At 60.5% G+C, this 21,533-nt stretch carries 18 protein-coding genes; 10 read left to right on the plus strand and 8 right to left on the minus strand.

The window, feature by feature from the left end; all coding sequences use genetic code 11:
• The first annotated feature begins 223 nt into the window (after nt 1-223).
• The 8 genes from treP to AC4IHP_RS07340 all read left to right on the plus strand — a co-directional run bounded on the left by treP (nt 224) and on the right by AC4IHP_RS07340 (nt 10,290).
• Nucleotides 224-1,666 carry a PTS system trehalose-specific EIIBC component gene (gene treP / locus AC4IHP_RS07305; protein ID WP_460121248.1) on the plus strand — a complete coding sequence of 481 codons (1,443 nt, stop codon included), beginning with the start codon at nt 224-226 and terminating at the stop codon, nt 1,664-1,666.
• Between the two features lie 44 nt (nt 1,667-1,710).
• Entirely contained in the window at nt 1,711-3,357 is a 1,647-nt protein-coding gene (gene treC, locus AC4IHP_RS07310; protein ID WP_490831317.1) for an alpha,alpha-phosphotrehalase, read from the plus strand.
• A gap of 104 nt (nt 3,358-3,461) precedes the next feature.
• Entirely contained in the window at nt 3,462-4,685 is a 1,224-nt protein-coding gene (locus AC4IHP_RS07315; RefSeq protein WP_490831318.1) for a maltoporin, read from the plus strand.
• A 50-nt stretch (nt 4,686-4,735) separates the two neighbouring features.
• Nucleotides 4,736-7,264 carry a phosphoenolpyruvate--protein phosphotransferase gene (ptsP, locus tag AC4IHP_RS07320; RefSeq protein ID WP_490831319.1) on the plus strand — a complete coding sequence of 843 codons (2,529 nt, stop codon included), beginning with the start codon at nt 4,736-4,738 and terminating at the stop codon, nt 7,262-7,264.
• Nucleotides 7,265-7,266: 2 nt separating this feature from the next.
• Nucleotides 7,267-7,563, plus strand: coding sequence for a PTS sugar transporter subunit IIB (locus AC4IHP_RS07325; protein ID WP_434766624.1), 297 nt, complete (start codon nt 7,267-7,269; stop codon nt 7,561-7,563).
• 112 nt (nt 7,564-7,675) lie between these two features.
• Complete coding sequence (locus AC4IHP_RS07330; RefSeq protein WP_065616645.1) at nt 7,676-9,052, plus strand: multicopper oxidase family protein; 1,377 nt, start codon at nt 7,676-7,678, stop codon at nt 9,050-9,052.
• Nucleotides 9,052-9,549, plus strand: a complete 498-nt coding sequence (gene tadA / locus AC4IHP_RS07335; RefSeq protein WP_490831320.1) for a tRNA adenosine(34) deaminase TadA — start codon at nt 9,052-9,054, stop codon at nt 9,547-9,549. Before AC4IHP_RS07330 ends, tadA begins: the two co-directional genes overlap by 1 nt.
• A 261-nt stretch (nt 9,550-9,810) precedes the next feature.
• On the plus strand, nt 9,811-10,290 hold the full coding sequence (locus AC4IHP_RS07340) for a hypothetical protein (RefSeq protein WP_490831321.1): 480 nt from the start codon (nt 9,811-9,813) through the stop codon (nt 10,288-10,290).
• Here the strand turns inward: AC4IHP_RS07340 and cmoB are convergent.
• From cmoB to AC4IHP_RS07380, 8 genes are all read right to left on the minus strand, one after another.
• The gene (gene cmoB, locus AC4IHP_RS07345; protein WP_490831322.1) at nt 10,227-11,183 is read right to left on the minus strand and encodes a tRNA 5-methoxyuridine(34)/uridine 5-oxyacetic acid(34) synthase CmoB; all 957 of its coding nucleotides are present in this window, start codon (nt 11,181-11,183) and stop codon (nt 10,227-10,229) included. The genes AC4IHP_RS07340 and cmoB overlap by 64 nt on opposite strands.
• Nucleotides 11,180-11,923 carry a carboxy-S-adenosyl-L-methionine synthase CmoA gene (gene cmoA / locus AC4IHP_RS07350; protein ID WP_203419370.1) on the minus strand — a complete coding sequence of 248 codons (744 nt, stop codon included), beginning with the start codon at nt 11,921-11,923 and terminating at the stop codon, nt 11,180-11,182. Before cmoA ends, cmoB begins: the two co-directional genes overlap by 4 nt.
• Before the next feature lie 207 nt (nt 11,924-12,130).
• Complete coding sequence (locus AC4IHP_RS07355) at nt 12,131-12,523, minus strand: protease inhibitor I42 family protein (RefSeq protein WP_490831323.1); 393 nt, start codon at nt 12,521-12,523, stop codon at nt 12,131-12,133.
• Between the two features lie 215 nt (nt 12,524-12,738).
• Nucleotides 12,739-15,153 carry an endopeptidase La gene (gene lon, locus AC4IHP_RS07360; RefSeq protein WP_490831324.1) on the minus strand — a complete coding sequence of 805 codons (2,415 nt, stop codon included), beginning with the start codon at nt 15,151-15,153 and terminating at the stop codon, nt 12,739-12,741.
• Between the two features lie 341 nt (nt 15,154-15,494).
• Entirely contained in the window at nt 15,495-15,947 is a 453-nt protein-coding gene (locus AC4IHP_RS07365; RefSeq protein ID WP_460121229.1) for a hypothetical protein, read from the minus strand.
• A 317-nt stretch (nt 15,948-16,264) separates the two neighbouring features.
• On the minus strand, nt 16,265-18,673 hold the full coding sequence (locus AC4IHP_RS07370; RefSeq protein WP_460121227.1) for a glucose/quinate/shikimate family membrane-bound PQQ-dependent dehydrogenase: 2,409 nt from the start codon (nt 18,671-18,673) through the stop codon (nt 16,265-16,267).
• 222 nt (nt 18,674-18,895) lie between these two features.
• A complete protein-coding gene (locus AC4IHP_RS07375; RefSeq protein WP_490831325.1) occupies nt 18,896-20,257 on the minus strand; it encodes a carbohydrate porin in 1,362 nt (453 codons plus the stop codon).
• Complete coding sequence (locus AC4IHP_RS07380) at nt 20,250-20,390, minus strand: hypothetical protein (RefSeq protein ID WP_160292038.1); 141 nt, start codon at nt 20,388-20,390, stop codon at nt 20,250-20,252. Before AC4IHP_RS07380 ends, AC4IHP_RS07375 begins: the two co-directional genes overlap by 8 nt.
• A gap of 169 nt (nt 20,391-20,559) precedes the next feature.
• Here AC4IHP_RS07380 and AC4IHP_RS07385 point away from each other — a divergent pair, with 169 nt between their 5' ends.
• Both AC4IHP_RS07385 and AC4IHP_RS07390 read left to right on the plus strand, forming a co-directional pair.
• Nucleotides 20,560-20,790, plus strand: coding sequence for a VF530 family protein (locus AC4IHP_RS07385; protein ID WP_490831326.1), 231 nt, complete (start codon nt 20,560-20,562; stop codon nt 20,788-20,790).
• 1 nt (nt 20,791) lies between these two features.
• A complete protein-coding gene (locus AC4IHP_RS07390; protein ID WP_490831327.1) occupies nt 20,792-21,430 on the plus strand; it encodes a Pr6Pr family membrane protein in 639 nt (212 codons plus the stop codon).
• The last annotated feature ends 103 nt before the right edge of the window (nt 21,431-21,533 follow it).

Consider the following 21,533-nt stretch of genomic DNA (forward strand, 5'->3'; position numbering starts at 1 on the left):
TGCCGACGGTGCTCAAAACCCTGAACCTTAAGGGTAGGGTAGGGCTTTGTCCATGCGGAGGACGGAAAACATCTTAGGTCCAAGTAGGAAAAATCCCTGCTGATCTGATGTTCATCCACGCACACAAACTCGTACAGACGAGTTGTTGCATTAACTCGTACAGACGAGTATTTTTCCTCTCGGCGTGCTGCCAATAACAACAATCCACGACGGAAGAACAAGCATGAGCCATGACTATCCGAACATCGCCAAGGAACTGCTGGAAAGCCTCGGTGGCCGCGACAACATCGAGCAGGCGGCGCATTGCGTGACGCGCTTGCGCCTGGCGTTGAAGAACCCGGCACTGGTGAATGTGGCCGCACTCAATGGCGTCGATCTGGTCAAGGGCTCGTTCTTCACCGGCGGGTTGTATCAGGTGGTCATCGGCCCGGGCGATGTTGAAAAGGTCTACGCCGAACTGCGCCAACAGACTGGTCTCGCGGCGTCGACCATCGCCGACGTTAAACGGACAAGCGCCGAGAAGATAAACGCCATGCAGCGGCTGGTGCGGGTGTTTTCCGATGTGTTCATGCCGATCCTGCCGGCGCTGATCATTGCCGGCCTGTTGATGGGTATCAACAACCTGCTCGGCGCCAAGGGCATGTTCATCGAGGGCCAGACACTGCTCGATGCCTATCCAAACCTCGACGGGTTGTGGAGCCTGATCAACCTGATGGCCAACACCTCGTTTGTGTTCCTGCCGGCGCTGGTCGGCTGGTCGGCGGCCAAGCGTTTCGGCGGCAGCGAAATCCTCGGCATCGTCCTCGGTCTGATGCTGGTGCACCCTGACCTGCTTAACGCCTGGAACTACGGCAAGGCCGTCGCCGGACTGGATGGGCAGCAGCTGCCGTATTTCGACATTCTCGGCCTGTTCCAGGTGGAAAAGGTCGGTTACCAAGGGCAGATCCTGCCGATCCTGCTGGCGGCGTACGTGATGAGCGTCATCGAAAAATGGCTGCGCGCGCGAGTGCCCAACGCCGTGCAATTACTTGTGGTGCCGATCACCACCATCGTTGTCACTGGCGTGCTGGCGCTGGCGATCATCGGCCCGGTGACCCGGCATATCGGCATCTACATCACCGAAGGGCTGGTGATGCTCTTCGATCTGGCGCCGCTGGTGGGCGGTCTGATTTTCGGACTGTTGTATGCGCCGCTGGTGATCACCGGCATGCACCACATGTTCCTCGCCGTGGACCTGCAACTGATTTCCAGCCAGGGCGGCACATTCATCTGGCCGATGATTGTCATGTCCAACCTGGCGCAGGGCAGTGCGGCACTGGCGGTGTTCTGGATGACGCGCAATGCGCGGGACAAGAGCATGGCCTCGACCTCGGCGATTTCCGCCTACTTCGGAATCACTGAGCCGGCGATGTTCGGCGTCAACCTGCGCTACAAGTTTCCGTTTTACGCCGCGCTGGCCGGTTCGGCGCTGGGTTGCATGTTCCTCTCGCTGAACAAGATCCAGGCCTCGGCCATTGGCGTTGGCGGCCTTCCCGGTTTCATCTCGATCATTCCGCAGTTCATTCCGATGTTCGTCATCGGGATGCTGATTGCGATGCTCGTGCCGTTTGCCCTGACCTGCGTGCTGAGCATGAAGATCGTCCGTCCGGGTTACCGGGTTGCCTGAAATTCAACCTACACGGCTCCTGATATTCAAGAGGAAAATTCGCCATGCAAGACTGGCAACGTTCGGTGATCTACCAGATCTACCCGAAGAGCTTTCACAGCCATGCGGGCAACGCCACTGGCGACCTGCTCGGCATCGTCGCCAAGCTCGATTACCTGCAATGGCTGGGGGTCGATTACCTGTGGATCACGCCGTTCCTGCGCTCGCCGCAGCGCGATAACGGCTACGACATCAGCGACTACTACGCGGTCGATCCGAGCTACGGCAGCATGGCCGATTGCGAACTGCTGATCGCCGAAGCGGGCAAACGCGGAATCAAGCTGATGCTCGACATCGTGGTCAACCACACCTCCATCGAGCATGTCTGGTTCCAGCAGGCGCGCAGCAGCCTCGACAACTCTTACCGCGACTTCTATATCTGGCGCGACCAGCCGAACAATTGGGAATCCAAGTTCGGTGGCTCGGCCTGGGAATACGAGGCGCAGACCGGCCAATACTATCTGCACCTGTTCGACCACACTCAGGCCGACCTCAACTGGGACAACCCCAAGGTCCGCGACGAAGTGTTCAAGATGATGCGTTTCTGGCGCGACAAGGGCGTCGGAGGCTTTCGTCTGGACGTGATCAATCTGATCTCCAAACCGGCGGACTTCCCCGAAGATGACAGCGACGGTCGGTGCTTCTATACCGATGGGCCTAACGTGCATGCGTACTTGCAGCAAATGCACCGCGAAGTCTTCGAGGGGCATGAGCTGATCAACGTCGGCGAGATGTCGTCGACCCGCCTCGAACACTGCATCCGCTACTCCAATCCGCAGTCAAAAGAATTGTCGATGACCTTCAACTTTCATCACTTGAAGGTCGATTACCCGAACCTGCAGAAATGGGTCCGCGCCGATTTCGACTTCCTCCAGCTCAAGCAGATTCTTTCCGACTGGCAGACCGGCATGCAGGCGGGCGGCGGCTGGAATGCGCTGTTCTGGTGTAACCACGATCAGCCACGCGTGGTCTCGCGGTTCGGCACTGACGGCGAACACCGCGAGCTGTCGGCGAAGATGCTCGGCACGGCGCTGCACTTTCTGCAGGGCACGCCGTTCGTTTATCAAGGTGAAGAACTGGGCATGACCAATCCCGGCTTCGAGAGCATCGAGCAGTACCGCGATGTCGAGACGCTGAATATTTTTCGCCTCAAGCGTGAAGCGGGGGCAAGCGATCTCGACAACATGGCGGCGATCATGCAGAAATCCCGCGACAACGGGCGCACGCCGATGCACTGGCATGCCGGGCACAATGCTGGTTTTACAAGTGGTGAATCCTGGATTGGCGTGCCGGCCAATGCTGCGCAGATCAACGTCGCCCATCAACTGCACGACCCGGAATCGGTGCTGCATCACTATCGCCGCCTGATCGCCTTGCGCCGCACTGAAGCGCTGATCTCCGACGGCGTCTATCGCCAGTTGTTGCCGGAGCACCCACAAGTCTGGGCGTACCTGCGCGAGGGGGCGGGTGAACGTTTACTGGTGGTGAACAACTTCTATGGCACCGCGTGTGATGTCGAGCTACCGGCGCTGATCGACGAATCCCAGGAACAGCGTTTGTTGATCAGCAACTACCCGGACTGTCCGCAACGCACACGGTTGCTGCACTTGCGACCTTACGAATCCTTTGTGCTGCACCTGACCGACCCCTGATTTTTAACTGAATAACAACCTTTGAAAAAACACGCAGAACGCTGCGCGGGGGATTTGTGCGCGCTGAATTCCTGCGACCACACAATAAAAACAATGGGTGGCATATGAAAACAACCATGAATTACAGCTTGGCAGTCGCCGGATTTTGTCTGGCAATGCCTACGTCTTCACAGGCGCTGGAGTTTGGCGGCTATCTGCGCAGCGGTGTCGGCACTTCGGTCAACAGCAGCAGCCAGTCGTGTTTCCAGTTGCCTGGCGCGCAGACCAAATATCGCCTTGGTAACGAATGCGAGCAGTACGGCGAGATCGAGTTGCGCCAGGATCTGTACACCCTCGACGACGGTTCGGTGCTGAGCGTCGACGGCATGGCGTCGTTGTACAACCGCTACGATCGCAGCCTGACATTCAAGGAAGACAACGGCTCGATTCGCTTGCCGCAGGCGTACGCACAATGGTCGGCGATGCCTGCGCTCAATGGTGGCTCGCTGTGGGCGGGGCGGCGCTACTACAAACGCAACGACATCCACATTTCCGATTTCTACTACTGGAACCAGAGCGCCACCGGCGGCGGTATCGAAGACGTGTTGATCGGTGGCTTGAAATACAGCTACGCCTTTTCGCGCAAGGACAATCTTTACCAAAAGGATTACATCAATCGGCACGACTTCAACGTCGGCGGTTTCAACAGTAACCCGGGCGGTGAACTGGAGTTTGGCCTGAGCTACATCGACAAGCCCGACAGTCGCGACGCCCACCGTGGCTGGGCGATCACCACTCAGCACGTGCAGCAGGCCTTTTTCGGCGGCAAGAACAAACTGGCGCTGCAATACGGTGAAGGGCCGGGCACCGGTTTGGGCTATACCGGTAACGTCAGGCTCGATGACCGCAACAAGAGCTATCGCATCGTCGAGTTCTTCGACTGGCAAATGACGCCGCGTTTTGGCGGACAATTCCAGGCGGTGTATCAAAAGGATATTCGTCAGGGCGGCGCCGACCAGAACTGGTTGTCGCTCGGCGTACGCCCGGCCTATGCGCTGAGCGAGCAGTTCAAACTGGTGACCGAACTGGGTCACGACCAGGTCGAGGCGGCGGACGGCACGCGCAAGCTGAGCAAATTCACCTTCGCGCCGACGTGGTCACCCAAAGGCCCGGAATTCTGGGCGCGCCCTGAAGTGCGTCTGTATTACACCTATGCCAGCTGGAATCAGGCGGCCAAGCGTGCCGCCAACCTGTTGGCCAAAGGTTCGGCGCTGTCCGACACGGGGGCCTTCGGCAACGCACGGCACGGCGCCAATGTCGGGCTGCAGGTTGAATACTGGTGGAAATAAGCAAAGCGGCTGCGACCGCTCATTCAATCAATACAAGCTCAGGTGATGTCATGGCCACACCCCAACAATTGCAGCTGCTGGCTCCTTTATCCGGCGTGCTGATGGCGCTGGATCAGGTCCCCGACCCGGTATTTGCCGGGCGGATCATCGGCGACGGTTTGTGCATCGACCCGACTTCGTCAACCCTCTGCGCACCATTGGCCGGCGTGGTCAGTGATGTGCAGGCCAGCGGGCATGCGCTCACCATCACCAATGATGCGGGTGTTCAGGTGTTGATGCACATCGGCCTGGACACGGTGAATCTCGCCGGCGAAGGATTCACCCGCCGCGTTGAAGCCGGGCAGCGGGTCGAAGCGGGGCAGGCGCTGATCGACTTCGATGCTGACTATATTGCCCTGCATGCGCGCAGTTTGTTGACCTTGATGCTGGTGGTCAGCGGCGAGCCGTTCGATTCACTCGTAGGCTCAACCGGGTGGGTCGAGGTGGGCCAGCCAGTACTGGACGTCGTGGTCGGCGCAGCCGCCGGCGAACATCCAGCGCCGGTGCCGGGCGATGCGATGTTCTCGCCGCCGATCAACCTGCCCAATCCCAATGGTCTGCACGCGCGGCCGGCGGCAGTCTTCGCCCAAGCGGCGAAAGCATTTTCAGCGACCATCCATCTGCACAAACTGCAAGCGCAAGCCAATGGCAAATCCCTGGTGGCGATCATGGCTTTGCAGACGGTCCATGGCGACAGCGTGCGGGTCAGCGCCGAAGGTGAAGACGCCGAGGCGGCTGTCGAAGCGCTGACCCGCTTGCTGACTGAAGGCTGCGGCGAAGCTGTCACGGCGCCCGCGCCAGTCGAAGTCGTCGCCGCAGAAATGCCGAACATCCTGCGCGGTGTCTGTGCCTCGCCCGGTTCGGCACTGGGGCAAGTCATGCAGATCGTCGAAGCATCGCTCATGGTCAACGAGTTCGGCGCCGAGCCGCCAGTCGAACTGGAGGCGTTGAGCCAGGCACTGATCGAAGCCGACATGGCTTTGCAACATCTACGTGACACCGCCAGCGGCCAGGCGCAGGCGGAGATTTTCAAGGCGCATCAGGAACTGCTGGCCGACCCGAGCCTGCTGGATCAGGCCAGGGCGCTGATCGACGCGGGCAAAAGCGCGGCGTTTGCCTGGAAGACCAGCACCGACGCAACGGCGGCAATGTTTCGCTCGCTGGGCAACGCCTTGCTGGCCGAACGTGCGGCGGATCTGGATGATGTCGGCCAGCGCGTGCTGAAGCTGATCCTCGGTGTTCACGAGCAGACGCTGGAGTTGCCGGACGACACCATTCTGATCGCCGATCAGTTGACTCCTTCACAGACTGCCGGGCTCGATACGCGCAAGGTGCTCGGGTTTGCCACCGTTGGCGGCGGCGCCACCAGCCATGTCGCGATCCTCGCGCGAGCCTGCGGCTTGCCGGCGATTTGCGGTATGCCGCTGCAAATGCTCGGGCTCGGCAACGGCACGCGGGTGCTGCTTGATGCCGACAAAGGCGAATTGCAGTTGCACCCGGACGCCGAGTCCATCGATCAATTGCGCACGCGGCATGAGCGCCAGCGCCAGCGTCATCAGCAGGAACTGGCCCAGGCCAGCGAGGCGGCCTGCACCCGTGACGGTCAGCACATCGAAGTCACCGCCAACGTTGCCTCGCAGGGCGAAACCGCCCAGGCCATGGAGCTGGGCGCGAGTGGCGTTGGCCTGCTGCGTTCGGAGTTTCTCTACCTGGGGCGCCAGCAAGCGCCGAGCCACGATGAACAAGTGGCCACCTACAGCGCCATCGCCCGCACCATCGGGCGGGCACACAATCTGGTGGTGCGCACCCTCGATGTCGGCGGGGACAAGCCGCTGGCCTATGTACCGATGGACAGCGAAACCAATCCCTTCCTTGGTTTGCGCGGCATTCGCCTGTGCCTTGAGCGCCCGCAATTGTTGCGTGAGCAGTTCCGCGCAATCCTCGCCTGCTGTGAACTGACGCGTTTGCACATCATGTTGCCAATGGTCAGCAATCTGGCCGAGCTGCGTCTGGCGCGGCAGATTCTCGAACAGGAGGCGCGAGTGCTGGGCCTGGCGCAACTGCCGAAACTGGGAATCATGATCGAAGTGCCCGCCGCTGCGCTGATGGCCGATGTGCTGGCGCCTCACGTGGATTTTTTCTCCATCGGCACCAATGACCTTACCCAGTACACCTTGGCCATGGATCGTGATCACCCGCGTCTGGCCAGCCAGGCGGACAGCTTTCATCCTTCGGTACTGCGCCTGATTGCCATGACGGTGAAGGCTGCGCATAGCCACGGCAAATGGGTCGGCGTCTGTGGCGCCATGGCGTCTGAACGTCTCGCGGTGCCGTTGTTGCTGGGACTGGGCGTGGATGAGCTGTCGGTGAGCGTGCCGTTGATTCCGGCGATCAAGTCGGCGGTGCGCGAAGTGACTCTGGCGGACTGTCGGATCATCGCCGAACAAGTCTCGAACCTGGAAAGCGCCGGTGACGTGCGCGAAGCCTTGCAGCAGTTTCATGGGGCGAAAGTCGATGCCTCGCCGGTTATGGAGAATTGAACATGTTCGACAAATTGCAGCAGGCATTCTGGAAAGCACTGACGCCAGATCTGGTCCCGGATGAGGTGAAAGCCGCCGTCGATCCGGTGGCCGGATTGAGCGCAGAAGTTGTTGCCGCGCTGGGCGGTGTGGCTAACCTCAAGTCACAGCAGCCGGTGGCGTTGACCCGGGTGCGGGTGGCGCTGCATGACGAGGCGCGGATCGACCGTCAGGCGCTGAGTGTCGCCGGTGTGGCGGGCGTCATGTGCCTTGAAGGCGGCGTGCTGCACCTGATCACCGGGCTGCGCGCGCAGGGCTGACAAGACGTGCGGCCGCAGGTCGCCCTTACTGTTTCTCAACTGCGGGTGTATCGTATTCGCCTTTTTGCGGATCCCTCGGGGTCCGTCGCTGATACGTGAGGTAGTTGAGTTCATGTCCTTTACCCGTCGCCAAATCCTCGGTGGCCTGGCCGGTCTTGTTGTCGTTGGCGTAGGCGCGGGAGGCGCGTCGCGTTACTGGCTGGGGAAAATGGCCGACGCCGAGGCCGGCCACGACTATGAACTGATCGCCGCGCCGCTCGACGTGGAGCTGGTGCCGGGGCACAAGACCGAGGCCTGGGCGTTCGGTCCGTCGGCGCCGGGCACCGAGCTGCGCGTGCGTCAGGGCGAATGGTTGCGGGTGCGTTTCATCAACCATCTGCCGGTGGCGACCACCATTCACTGGCACGGCATCCGCCTGCCGCTGGAAATGGACGGCGTGCCCTACGTATCGCAGCTGCCGGTGCTGCCGGGCGAATACTTCGACTATAAATTCCGCGTGCCGGACGCCGGCAGCTACTGGTATCACCCGCATGTCAGCAGCAGTGAAGAACTGGGTCGCGGGCTGGTCGGGCCGCTGATCATCGAAGAGCGCGAGCCCACCGGTTTCAAGTACGAGAAAACTCTGAGCCTGAAGAACTGGCATGTCGACGAGCAAGGTCAGTTTGTTGAATTCAGCATCCCGCGCGAAGCAGCCCGTGGCGGCACGGCGGGGCGCCTGTCGACGATCAATGGTGTGCCGTTGCCGGTGATTGATCTGCCGGCCGGGCAGATCACCCGGGTGCGTTTGCTCAACCTCGACAACACCCTGACCTATCGCATCAATATTCCTGGCGTTGAAGCGAAAATCTACGCGCTGGATGGCAACCCGGTCGAGCCTCGGCCATTGGGCAAGGAATACTGGCTCGGCCCCGGCATGCGCATTTGCCTGGCGATCAAGGCACCGGCGGCGGGCGAAGAGTTGTCGCTGCGCAATGGCCCGGTGCGTCTGGGCACGCTGCGTTCAGTCGCCAACACCGATGCGCCGACGGATTGGCCGAAAGCGCTGCCGGCCAACCCGGTGGCCGAGCCGGATCTGGCCAATGCGGAGAAACTCAACTTCAATTTCGAATGGGTCGGCTCGGTTTCGGTGAATACCGAAAACGGCAAACCGCCGAGCCTGTGGCAGATCAACGGCAAGGCCTGGGACATCACCGACAAGACGTGTGCTGACCGACCGATCGCCAGTCTGAAACTGGGCCAGAGCTATATTTTCGAACTGAAGAACATGACCCAATACCAGCACCCGATCCACCTGCACGGCATGAGCTTCAAGGTGATCGCGTCGAACCGGCACAAAGTCGTTCCGTATTTCACCGACACCTATCTGCTGGGCAAGAACGAGCGTGCGCAAGTGGCGCTGGTGGCGGATAACCCGGGGGTGTGGATGTTCCATTGCCATGTCATCGACCACATGGAAACCGGCCTGATGGCCGCGATCGAGGTGAAGTGATGCGCCAGATCCGCCCGGCGGCGATCATCGACCGCAGCCGCGACCGCGACTTCATGCGCGAAGCCCTGACACTCGCCGCACAAGGCGCAGCCCTCGGCGAAGTGCCGGTAGGCGCGGTGCTGGTGCAGGACGGCGAGATCATCGGACGCGGCTTCAATTGCCCGATCAGCACCAGCGACCCGAGTGCCCATGCGGAGATGGTCGCGATCCGCGCGGCGGCGCAGGCAGTGGATAACTATCGCCTGCCGGGCAGCACGCTGTATGTAACGCTGGAACCGTGCAGCATGTGCGCCGGGCTGATCGTGCATTCGCGGGTGGCGCGGGTGGTGTATGGCGCGCTGGAGCCCAAAGCCGGGATTGTACAAAGTCAGGGGCAGTTTTTTACCCAGGGCTTTTTGAATCACCGGGTGTTGTATGAGGGTGGGGTGCTGGCTGAAGAGTGTGGGGCAGTGTTGACCGAATTTTTCCGCGTCAGACGCACAAAACCCGCTGAATAAACACGGATTCATTGTGGGAGCGGGCCTGCTCGCGAAGGCATTCTGTCAGTCACCGAATGTATTGCCTGACACACCCTCTTCGCGAGCAGGCTCGCTCCCACATGGGCACGGCTGCGCATGTGATCTGGGGTTACGACACCGCTACATTGTGGGAGCGAGCCTGCTCGCGAAGGCGTCGGCACATTCGACATCAATGGTGTCTGTCACACCGCTTTCGCGAGCAAGCCCGCTCCCACAAAAGCGCGCATTCCAACGGCAGACATGCGATTGAAAGGTGGGAACGAGCCTGCTCGCGAAGGCCACGGCACATTCAACATCAATGGTGTCCGTCACACCGCTTTCGCGGGCAAGCCCGCTCCCACAAAAGAGCGCATTCCAACGGCAGACATGCGATTGAAAGGTGGGAGCGAGCCTGCTCGCGAAATCGTCAGCACATTCAACATCAATGGTGTCCGTCACACCGCTTTCGCGAGCAAGCCCGCTCCCACAAAAGAGCGCATTCCAACGGCAGCAATGCGATTGAAAGGTGGGAGCGAGCCTGCTCGCGAAGGCGTCGGCACATTCAACATCATTGGTGTCTGTCACACCGCTTTCGCGGGCAAGCCCGCTCCCACAAAAGCGCGCATTTCAACGGTTGAAATGTGGGAGCGGGCATATCAGTTGTTTGTGAGGTTGGGTTACTTCTTCGCGACAATCACCGCCCGCATCGGCGCCGGCAGCCCTTCGATCGTTTTGCTGTGATCCGCCGGATCAAGGAAATCGCTCAGCGACTGATACTTCATCCATTCGGTGCCGCGTTGTTCCTCAACCGTCGTGGTGCTGACATCCACGCAGCGAATATCGGTGAACCCGGCCCGTCGCAGCCACAATTCCAGCGCCGGCACTGACGGCAAGAACCACACGTTGCGCATCTGCGCGTAGCGATCTTCCGGCACCAGCACCTGATGCTTGTCGCCTTCGACCACCAGGGTTTCCAGCACCAGTTCGCCGCCCTTGACCAGGCAATCCTTCAGCGCCAGCAAATGCTCGATCGGCGAGCGGCGGTGGTAGAACACGCCCATGGAAAACACCGTGTCGAAGCCTTCCAGATTCGGCGGCAGGTCTTCGAACGGGAACGGCAGGTGCCAGGCATTCGGCTCTGACAGATAACGCTGCACCGCCTGGAACTGGCAGAAGAACAGCCAGTTCGGGTCGACGCCGATCACGCTGTCGGCACCGGCGCCGAGCATGCGCCACATGTAGTAGCCGTTGCCGCAGCCGACATCGAGAATGCGTTTGCCCTTCAGGTCCAGGTGTGGGGAGACGCGCGACCACTTCCAGTCCGAGCGCCATTCGGTGTCGACATGCACACCAAACAGATCGAACGGCCCTTTGCGCCACGGCGACAGCCCCATCAGCGCGGTGCGCATTTGCGCGCGAGTGTCGTCGTCGCAAACGGTGTCGAGTGTCAGGCCATTGAGCAAATCGACTTCGCTCGGCTGAATCTTCGGCAACGCATCCAGCGCACTTTGCCAGCGCTCCAGATCGCCGTGGCCTTTCTCCATTTTCTTGTCGAGTTGCGCTTGCAGGGTGTTGGCCCATTCGGCCAGCGGTGTACCGGCCAGACGGCGGGCGAGGGGGGACAGATCAATCATGGCAAGGCAATCAACGAGGCAAAGTTAAGACACTGGAACCACGGCACGACTTTCGAGAAGCCGGCGGCCAGCAGGCGTTCGCGGTGTTCTTCGAGGCTGTCGGGCTTCATGACGTTTTCGATGGCGCTGCGCTTCTGGGCGATTTCGAGTTCGCTGTAGCCGTTGGCGCGTTTGAACGCCACGTGCAGATCGGTGAGCAGCGCATGCTCTTCGGCATCGTTGAAGCGCAGCTTCTCCGAGAGAATCAGCGCGCCGCCGGGCAACAACGATTGGCGAATGCGCGAGAGCAACGCGGTGCGCTGGTCCGGGGCGATGAATTGCAGGGTGAAGTTCAGCGCCACTACCGAGGCAGGTTGGAAATCGAGGGCGAGAATGTCGCCTTCGATGACTTCGACCGGCAGCAATTCCTGAAACATCGAATCCTGACCGTTGAGGTATTCGCGGCAACGCTCGACCATCGCCGCCGAGTTATCCACAGCGATGACCCGGCAACCGTCGGTGCGCACGTGGCGGCGCAGGGCTTGAGTCACGGCACCCAGTGACGAGCCGAGATCGTAAAGCACGCTGTTGGGCTGAGCGAATTGCGCGGCGAGCACGCCGAGGTTTTCGACGATGGTCGGATAACCCGGCACCGAGCGCTTGATCATGTCCGGGAACACCCGCACCACGTCTTCGTTGAAGGCGAAGTCAGGCACTTGGGCCAAAGGCTGGGCGAATAGGCGATCGGGTTCTTTGCTCACGGCGGCGTCCGGCGGTGTCGGTGGAAAAGGCCGGCATTTTAGCCAAAGTGGCGCGGGGATGCTTGGGTTGTCTGATAAAGCACCGAACCGGGTGTAATTCTCGCCGTCCGGGATATGGCTTTTGCGAGCAGGCTCGCTCCCACAGGGGATCATGGTGATCTGTGGGCGCGAGCCTGCTCGCGAAGAAGCCAGCGCGGTTTGCCGCAGTCAGTTCACGGAAATCGCGCAGTCAAAGATTTCCACAGGCAGCACTTCCGGTGCCCACGGTTGTTGCGAGGTCAGGCGCAAACGCCCGGTGCCGGCTGCGAAGGCCTGGAAGCGCCAGGTCGAAACCCCCGCTGCGCCAACCACTCCGGCATCTTCCGGATTGCTGTAAACCTCGGGGCTGAGCGCGCGCAATACGCCGCCAGCGGAATACTGAATCGCCCAGCGGTAGCCGGTGGTCGGGTTGCTTGGCAGGCTGATGATCAGGTTTTGCCCGGTGGTGAGCCGCACGGGGCATTCGCTTTGTTTTTCCACGGTCACGTTGTGTTTCGGTTGCGTGGCGCAACCGGCCAGCAAGGAAAGGGCGAGGGGGAGAAACAGGCGAGTGGGGGACATGGGTCAGCAGCTCCGGCGGTTACGACGAACGGCGAGCATAACTGAAGATGAGACGAAGTGTGACGTTCGGGAAATTGGCATCGCCAGAGTTGCCGCCTTCGCGAGCAGGCTCGCTCCCACAGTGATAAGCGGTGTCGACAGTTTTTGTATTCACCGCATCACCCTGTGGGAGCGAGCCTGCTCGCGAAAGCGATATAGCAGGTACTACATGATTGTCAGAAGAGCACCTTCGCCACATCCGCAAACCGCTTGGCAAAGTGCACGGTAATCCCTTCCTTCAGGTAGTCCGGCAATTCCTCGAAGTTACCCCGGTTCGGCTCCGGCAGAATCAACTCGAAAATCTTCTGCCGGCGCGCTGCGATCACCTTCTCGCGCACGCCGCCGATCGGCAGTACATGCCCGGTCAGCGTCAACTCGCCCGTCATCGCCACGCCTTTTTTCGGCGGTTGATTGCGTGCGAGGGAGAGCAGAGCGCTGGCCATGGTCACGCCCGCGCTCGGGCCGTCCTTCGGGGTCGCGCCTTCCGGTACGTGCAGGTGGACGAAGGCTTCGTCGAAGAACTTCGCGTCACCGCCAAATTGCTTGAGGTGCGAGCTGACGTAGCTGTAGGCGATCTCCGCCGATTCTTTCATCACATCGCCCAGTTGCCCGGTGAGTTTGAACCCACGGTTGAGTGTGTGAATCCGCGTGGCTTCGATCGGCAAGGTCGCGCCACCCATGCTGGTCCACGCCAAGCCGGTGATGACCCCGGTGCCGGACAGCACTTGTTCGTTGCGGAACACCGGATGGCCGAGCGAGGCTTCGAGGTCTTTCGGCCCCAGTTTGATCACCGTTTTCGGGTCGTCGATCAGCTTCATCACCGCTTTGCGCACCAATTTGCCCATTTGCTTTTCCAGCTGACGCACGCCGGCTTCACGGGCGTAACCGTCGATCAAGGCTTTGAGTGCGGTGTCGCTGATGCTCAGGCTGCCTTTGGACACGCCGGCCTTTTCCAGCAGTTTCGGCCACAGGTGACGCTTGGCGATGGCGACTTTTTCTTCAGTGATGTAGCCGGACAGGCGAATCACTTCCATACGGTCGAGTAGCGGGCCGGGGATCGAGTCGAGGGTGTTGGCGGTGCAGACGAACAGGACCTTCGACAGATCCATGCGCAGATCGAGGTAGTGGTCGAGGAATTCGACGTTCTGCTCAGGATCGAGGGTTTCCAGCAACGCCGAAGCCGGGTCGCCCTGGTAGCTCTGGCCCATTTTGTCGATCTCGTCGAGCATGATCACCGGGTTCATCACCTCGACGTCTTTCAACGCCTGCACCAGTTTGCCCGGCTGCGCGCCGATGTAAGTGCGGCGGTGGCCCTTGATTTCGGCTTCGTCGCGCATGCCGCCGAGGCTGAAGCGGTAGAACGGCCGCCCGAGGGATTCGGCGATGGATTTGCCGACGCTGGTTTTACCCACGCCCGGCGGGCCGACCAGCAGCACGATCGAACCGCTGATCTCGCCTTTGTAGGCACCCACTGCGAGGAATTCGAGGATGCGATCCTTGATGTCGTCCAGACCCGCGTGGTGCTTGTCGAGGACTTTGCGTGCGTGCTTGAGGTCGAGTTTGTCCTCGCCGTAAACGCCCCACGGCACCGAAGTTGCCCAGTCCAGATAATTGCGGGTGACCGCGTATTCCGGCGAGCCGGTTTCGAGGATCGACAGTTTGTGGGTTTCTTCTTCGAGGCGTTTGTGCACCTGCGCCGGCAGGGTTTTGCCTTCGAGGCGCTGCTGGAATTGCTCGAGGTCGGCGCTGCGGTCGTCCTTGGTCAGGCCAAGTTCCTGCTGGATCACCTTGAGCTGTTCCTTAAGGAAAAACTCGCGCTGATGCTCGCCGATCTTGCGGTTGACTTCGGCGGAAATCTCTTTCTGCAGGCGCGCGACTTCGACTTCCTTGCGCAGCATCGGCAGGACTTTTTCCATGCGCTTGAGCATCGGTACGCAGTCGAGCACTTCTTGCAGCTCGGGGCCGGTGGCGGAGGTCAGGGCGGCGGCGAAGTCGGTCAGCGGCGACGGATCGTTGGGGCTGAAGCGGTTGAGGTAGTTCTTCAGCTCTTCGCTGTACAGCGGATTGAGCGGCAGCAGTTCCTTGATCGCGTTGATCAGGGCCATGCCGTAAGCCTTGACCTCGTCGGTCGGCTCGGTCGGCTGGTGCGGGTATTCGACTTCGACCAGATACGGTGGGCGGTGGTGCTTGAGCCAGGTCTTGATGCGCACACGGCTCAGACCTTGGGCGACGAACTGCAGTTTGCCGTTCTCGCGGCTGGCGTGGTGAACCTTGACCAGCGTGCCGTATTCGGGAAGGGCGCCGGTGTCGAAGTGGCGCGGGTCTTCCTGGGGCGTGTCCATGAAGAACAGGGCCAGGGAATGGTGTTCGGATTTGCTGACCAGTTCGAGGGTCTCGGCCCACGGTTCTTCGTTGACGATGACCGGCAGGACCTGGGCCGGGAAGAACGGGCGGTTGTGGATCGGGATGATGTAGACCTTGTCCGGCAGGTTTTGCCCGGGCAGCGCCAGGCCGGTGCCGGAGGAGGTGTGTTCGATGTGGTCGGTTTCGTAATCGTCGTGGTTGTCCGGGCGATCTTGCTGGTCGGTCATGGGGCACCTGCGCAATGGGGTATGGGTCTTAGATGGGGCAGGGGTGAGGTGGTTTCAATGGGGCGGGGGTGTTTCTGCTTGTGTGTTCAGGGTTATGACAGGGTTTTTCTTAAGACTTGGCGGCCTTTGCACCGACCATGTCGTTGGGTTTTTTGGGGGGCTATTTGTTGGAGCGGAGCTTGCGCTCATCCTGTTGAGTGGTGAAGTGCGGGTTTTGATTTGTTTCAGAACTTGAGCTCGGCTCGGTATTTCACGTCGGCGTGCGTCTTCCGTCAGTTACCTCTATATGACGCAAAGGCAGACGCACGATTATCCCGATGACTGAAATCCCGACCTGCTTGCTAGATAGGGTAAGTCAGCTCTTGAAGAAAAAAGTATCCGTTACCGGTGAGCTCACGCGTTTCATCACCGTGGACTGCCGTGGCGGAAATTTGCAAATTATCGAGGGAGTATAAGTACAGGCCGCTATTGAGTTTGCTTACGGCAACGCTGGAAGAGGATGTCACTTCATAGTCATAAGGCTGAATACCTCGTTCGGTCACGACATATTCAAAGTAGCCAGCGATTGAAGGGGCCAGCAGCTCGCGAAGCGAGAGGGAGAGGGAGCGTCTGTTCGAAGAACCGTGGTTATCTTCGAAAGAAAAATCGTAACCGCCCAGTGCGCTGGGAGACGCAGAAATGCTGGTCGACAGGAAGCTGGTCAGAGTGACCGACGTGCCGCCAATGGTGCCTTTTACATCAACGTTAAGCGTACCGTTTACCCAAATTGCTGGAGAAGCCTTTGCATTCGTCATGGGTGTTTCCTGTGCCTGATTAATTTGGAACAGGAAGACTGAGCCAGAAGTTAAAACCTGGAAACTGTCATCTCTGACAGGTTTTTATACTTGTTCGCGATGAGGCTTCTTGGTCGGAGTTATATAGGATGTGTAGGTCTGATCAAGGCAGGCTTGCTCGCGAAAGCGCAGTGTCAGTCACTCCAACTGCCGAATGTGCCGACGACTTCGCGAGCAGGCTCGCTCCCACAAGTATTCGCGGTGCTGTCCAAATTGCGTGCACAAAAAAGGCGATGTCCATTGCGGAACATCGCCTTTTCTTTACCTGTCGCTAACGCTTACTCAGACAGCTTGTACGCAATCACATAGTCACCTTGCTTGGTGCCCAGCGAGCCGTGACCGCCGGCGACGACGAGCACGTATTGCTTGCCGTCCTTGCCGGTGTACGTCATCGGAGTGGTTTGCGCGCCGGCTGGCAGGCGGCCTTCCCACAATTGCTTGCCGTTTTTCACGTCGTAGGCGCGCAGGTACTGGTCGAGGGTGCCGCTCAGGAAGGCCACGCCACCGGCGGTGGTGAAGGTGCCGCCCAGGCTCGGTACGCCCATGCTCAGCGGGATCGGAACCGGCGAGCTGTCGCGCACGGTGCCGTTTTTGTGCATCCAGATGGTTTTGCTGGTGGTCAGGTCGACCGCCGCCACATAACCCCACGCTGGCGCCTGGCATGGCAGGCCCATCGGCGACAGCAGCGCTTCGAGGATCACCCCGTATGGCGCGCCCTTGTTAGGCTGCACGCCTTCGGTTTCGCTCTTGCGACCCGGGCCGCCGGCAACTTCTGCAGCCGGTACCAGTTTCGAACGGAACGCCATGTAGCTCGGGTTGACGAAGGCGATCTGGCGCACCGGATCGACCGAGATGCCGCCCCAGTCGAACACGCCGAAGTTGCCTGGATACACGATCGATCCTTGCAGCGACGGCGGGGTGAACGGGCCGTCATAACGCAGGGATTTGAAGTCGATCCGGCAGAGCATCTGGTCGAATGGCGTCACACCCCACATGTCGCGCTCTTTGAGGGGCGGCGGCATGAAGTTGAGGTCGGATTTCGGTTGGGTCGGCGAAGTGTGGTCGCCTTCCACCGCGCCTTGTGGCACCGGGATTTCGTTGATCGGCACGATGGCTTTGCCGGTGCTGCGATCCAGCACGTAGATGCTGCCCTGCTTGGTCGACGCCAGTACCGCTGGCTTGACGCCGTCAGCGGTTTTGATGTCCATCACGGTCGGTTGACCGCCGACGTCCATATCCCACAGGTCGTGGTGGGTGAACTGGAAGTTCCAGCGCACTTTACCGGTGGCGATGTCCAGCGCGGTCAGGCCAGCGGCGTGCAGTTCCGATTCAGGCGTACGCATGCCACCGAACTGGTCCGGGGTCTGGTTGCCCATCGGCAGGTAGAGCATGCCGAGTTTTTCATCGACGGCAAACATCGACCACATGTTGGGCGAGTTGCGCGTATAGGTCTTGCCTTCGGCAATCGGCGCGGTGTCGTCCGGGTTGCCGCTGTCCCAGTTCCACACCAGTTTGCCGGTGTGCACGTCGAACGCACGGATCACGCCGCTAGGCTCGTCGGTGGAAACGTTGTCGGTGACGTGGCCGCCAATGACCACCAGGTCCTTGGTGACCGCAGGTGGCGAAGTGGAGTAGTAGCCGCCGGCGTTGAAACCACCGATGTTGGCGCTCAGGTCGACCTGGCCTTTGTCGCCAAAGTCTTCGCACATTTTGCCGGTGTCGGCGTTCAGGGCGATCAGACGAGTGTCGGCGGTTGGCAGGAAGATGCGGCGCGGGCAAGCGCTGGCCGGGGCCGGGCTGGCCGAACCGGTCGGGCTCTGCTCGGAGGCATAGACCGCGTCGTCGTGATAGCTCACGCCACGGCAGGTCATGTGCGCCCAGCCTTTGAAGTTGGCCGCGTTCTGCGTGCTCAGCTTCGGATCGAAGCGCCAGATTTCCTTGCCGCTGTCCGGATCCAGCGCAATCACCTGGCTGTGCGGTGTGCACACGTAGAGCATGCCGTTGACTTTCAGCGGGGTATTTTCAGCCGTGGTTTCGCCCGGATCGTTCGGCCCCGGGATGTCGCCGGTGCGGTAGGTCCAGGCCGGGACCAGCTTGCTCACGTTGGCCGGGGTGATCTGCGCCAGTGGCGAGTAACGATCACCGTGGGCGCTGCGGCCGTAGGAGTTCCAGTCACCGTCGGGCATGGCCGGGGCGGTGTTGGTCATGCCGTCGACGCTGTCGCGGTCCAGTTGGCCTTTGATTTCCCCAGGGTTGGTGAACTGACTGGCTACAGCGGTCAGGCCGGCCAGCACCACCGCTACGGTCAGCGCGCCGGTGCCCATCGGGGCAGGTCCGTTGAGCAGCAGCGGGCGACGGAACCACGGCAGCAGCATCACCAGACCGAGGGCGAACAGCATCGCCAGACGCGGCACCAGTTGCCACCAGTCCAGACCGACTTCCCACAGCGCCCAGACGGTGCTGGCAAACAGCACGATGGCGTACAGGCCCAGCGCCGCACGACGGCGCATCAGCAGCAGAACGCCGGTCAATGCGATGCCGATACCGGCCAGCAGATAGTAAAGCGAGCCGCCGAGCATGCTCAGCTTGACTCCCCCGGCCAGCATGGCCAGGCCCATCAGTAGAAGCAGAATGCCGAGCAGGCCCGGTAGCAGACGGCCCCGACTCGAAGCACTTTCGGTGCTCATAGTGTGATTCTCCGTGACGTTTATGTAGTCCCGCGCTGTAGTCACTTTAGATGACGATTTGGCGCAGGCATGGTTCAGATAAAAACTTGTTCGGCTAATGAATTCCATGGATCCCTGTGGGAGCTGGCTTGCCAGCGATGGCGATTGCACATCCAACACTGAAATCGCCAGACAGATTGCTATCGCTGGCAAGCCAGCTCCCACAGGGCCTTGTGGCGTTTTTTAGAACGACGACTGGATCTTGATTCCGCCGATCAGGGCGTCGTCGACGTCGTTCACGCCACCGGGGTGGCGGATGTATTGCAGGTTCGGGCGTACGGTCAGCCAATTGGTCACGTGCACGCCGTAATACAGCTCGGCGCTGTACTCGGTGTCCTGCGGTGGCAGGAACGCCGGATTGTCGTAGTCGTAGATGGCGTTGGCGCGGTTAGTCATTTCGGCGTTCTTGCGATAGGCCGGGTTGACGTGGACGCGGGCCAGGGCGAAACCGATGTCGTCCTTGGCGCGGGCGTCGAACGGGCCTTTGTAGGTCAGGCCGGCCTGCACGTAGTTGTCGATGGCGTTGGTTTTCTTGTCGTGCATCGTCGCGTTGGCGAACAGGCTCAACCCCCGGCTGTTATCGCTGGCGACACTGGTAACCTGCTGCTGCAGGCCCAGCCACACACCGTGCTTGCTCGACGCGCTGCGGTAGGCTTCGCCGCTTAGCGCTGCCGGTTGGTCATTGCGATCTTTATAAACGTCAGAGGCCTTGGCGTTGCTGTAGTAATAACCGGCGCGGTATTCGCCCGGCAGGCCGTTGAGCTTCGGCGTCCATACCAGCTCAACCGGCAGGATCGCGCCCTGGGTGCCGCTGCCGCTGAGCTTGAAGCCGTTGCCGCGATCAAGGTTCGACGGGTTCTGCTCGTAACCACCGACCTGCGCGTACAGCTCCGGCGTCAGGTGATACTTGACCCGCAGCGCCCATTGGCTGACCGGCCAGTTGTACCAGATGCCTCCGACCCAGTTGCCAACCTGCGAGCCACAGAACGCCAGGTTCTGGAAGTCGCAGGGGAAGCTGTTGAAGTCTTCGCCTTCGCCGAACCGGCCGACCTTGATGTCGAGCTTCTGATCGAAAAACTTCTGCTGGTACCACATCTGCGTCAGGCGCGTAGTCTGGCCACGGCCCCAGACTTCCTGCGCCGAAGTGAAGCCGCCAACACGCGGGTCGTTGATGCGGTCATTGCTGATGTTGTTGCCGCTGCGTTTGGTGATGGTCAGTTGGAACTCGGCGTCGTTCCAGCCAAGGATCTTCTGCAGATCCAGATGGGTGCCGAGGCCGAACTGATCGCTGTAGCGCGCGGTGCGGTCGTGGTCATAGCCGCCGTGCAGGTTGCTGCCCATTTCGCCGGTGTAATCGAGTTTGAAGTCGTAGCCTTTTTCCGCGAGTTCTGCGCGCGTGCCGTTCCAGTCACCGAGCATGTACGGTGACTCACTGTCGAAGGCTGGAGCTGCCTGGACGCAGGTGGCAAGGCCAAGGGCGGTGCAGCCGCCGAAGGTGCGCAGCGCGAGGGTAGCGCTATCTCGGAAGGAGGAAAAATCAGCCATGAATAAAGTCTTTTTTTGATGTTTTACGGGTGCAGGCCGAGCGCTTCAGATTGTCGCAGGCAGTGAAGCGTTTCAGCGGAAGGGCGGCAGGATAATGATCTGTAACAAATTGAGAAAGGGCTTTTGCAGACATGCAGCGTTTCGGATTCGGTAACAGTGCGGCAAACGGGCGCATTGTCGGGCGGCTGTCAGCCTGCGATCTTCCCGGGTTGGCCTACATTTGCAGGAAGGCCTTCCACCCGCTCAGCCCCTCGGCTAAGGTGCGCGGCTTTACGCATTTCCACTTCGCCCAAAGGCCCGGCATGAACGAACAATCCCCCGATCCGCTGCACGGCGTGACCCTCGAACAGATCCTCAATGCATTGGTCGCCCACTACGAGTGGTCGGGGCTGGCCGAGCGCATCGACATCCGTTGCTTCAAGAGCGATCCGAGCATCAAGTCGAGCCTGACCTTTCTGCGTAAGACCCCGTGGGCGCGGGAGAAGGTCGAGCGCCTGTACATCAAGCTGATGCGCACCAAGCGACCACTCTGAGATGGACAGCGCGAGGCGGCGACGCCTGATCACTTGCCTGGCCGTTCTGGGCTGGGCCGGTCTGACGATTCAGCTGTACCTGATTCTCTTCGCACGATTGAGCATCGGCGCCAGCCTGCTGGGCGGGCTGGTGGGTTTCTTCAGTTACTTCACAATATTGACCAACACGCTGGTGGCGACGGTGCTGACCTGCGCCGTGAGTGAGCGCGAATCCGCCGCGCGGCGCTGGTTTCTGCAACCGTGGGTCAGCAGTGGCATTGCCGTTAGCATCGCCGTGGTCGGTCTGGCCTACAGCATTCTGCTGCGGCATTTGTGGCATCCCGAAGGCTGGCAGTTTGTTGCCGATGAGTTGCTCCATGACGTCATGCCGCTGCTGTTTCTCGGCTATTGGTGGTGCTGCGTACCCAAAGGCACGTTGCGCCTGTGGCACTTGCCGCTATGGCTGATCTATCCGCTGGTGTATTTCATTTACGCGATGCTGCGCGGGCACCTGCTGGGTGCGTATGCATATCCGTTCATAGATGTGGCGGTGTTGGGTTATCCACAGGTGCTGGCGAATGCCGGGGGGATATTGGTGGGGTTTGTGCTGGTGGGCCTGCTGATTATCGGCCTCGACCGCAGATTGTCCGCACGAAGTTGAGATCCAATGTGGGAGCGAGCCTGCTCGCGAATGCGAAGCGTCGGTCAGCAAATCTTTCGGCTGTGCTGGCGCCTTCGCGAGCAGGCTCGCTCCCACAAGGTTG

This window comes from Pseudomonas sp. UF-293 (assembly GCF_058245595.1).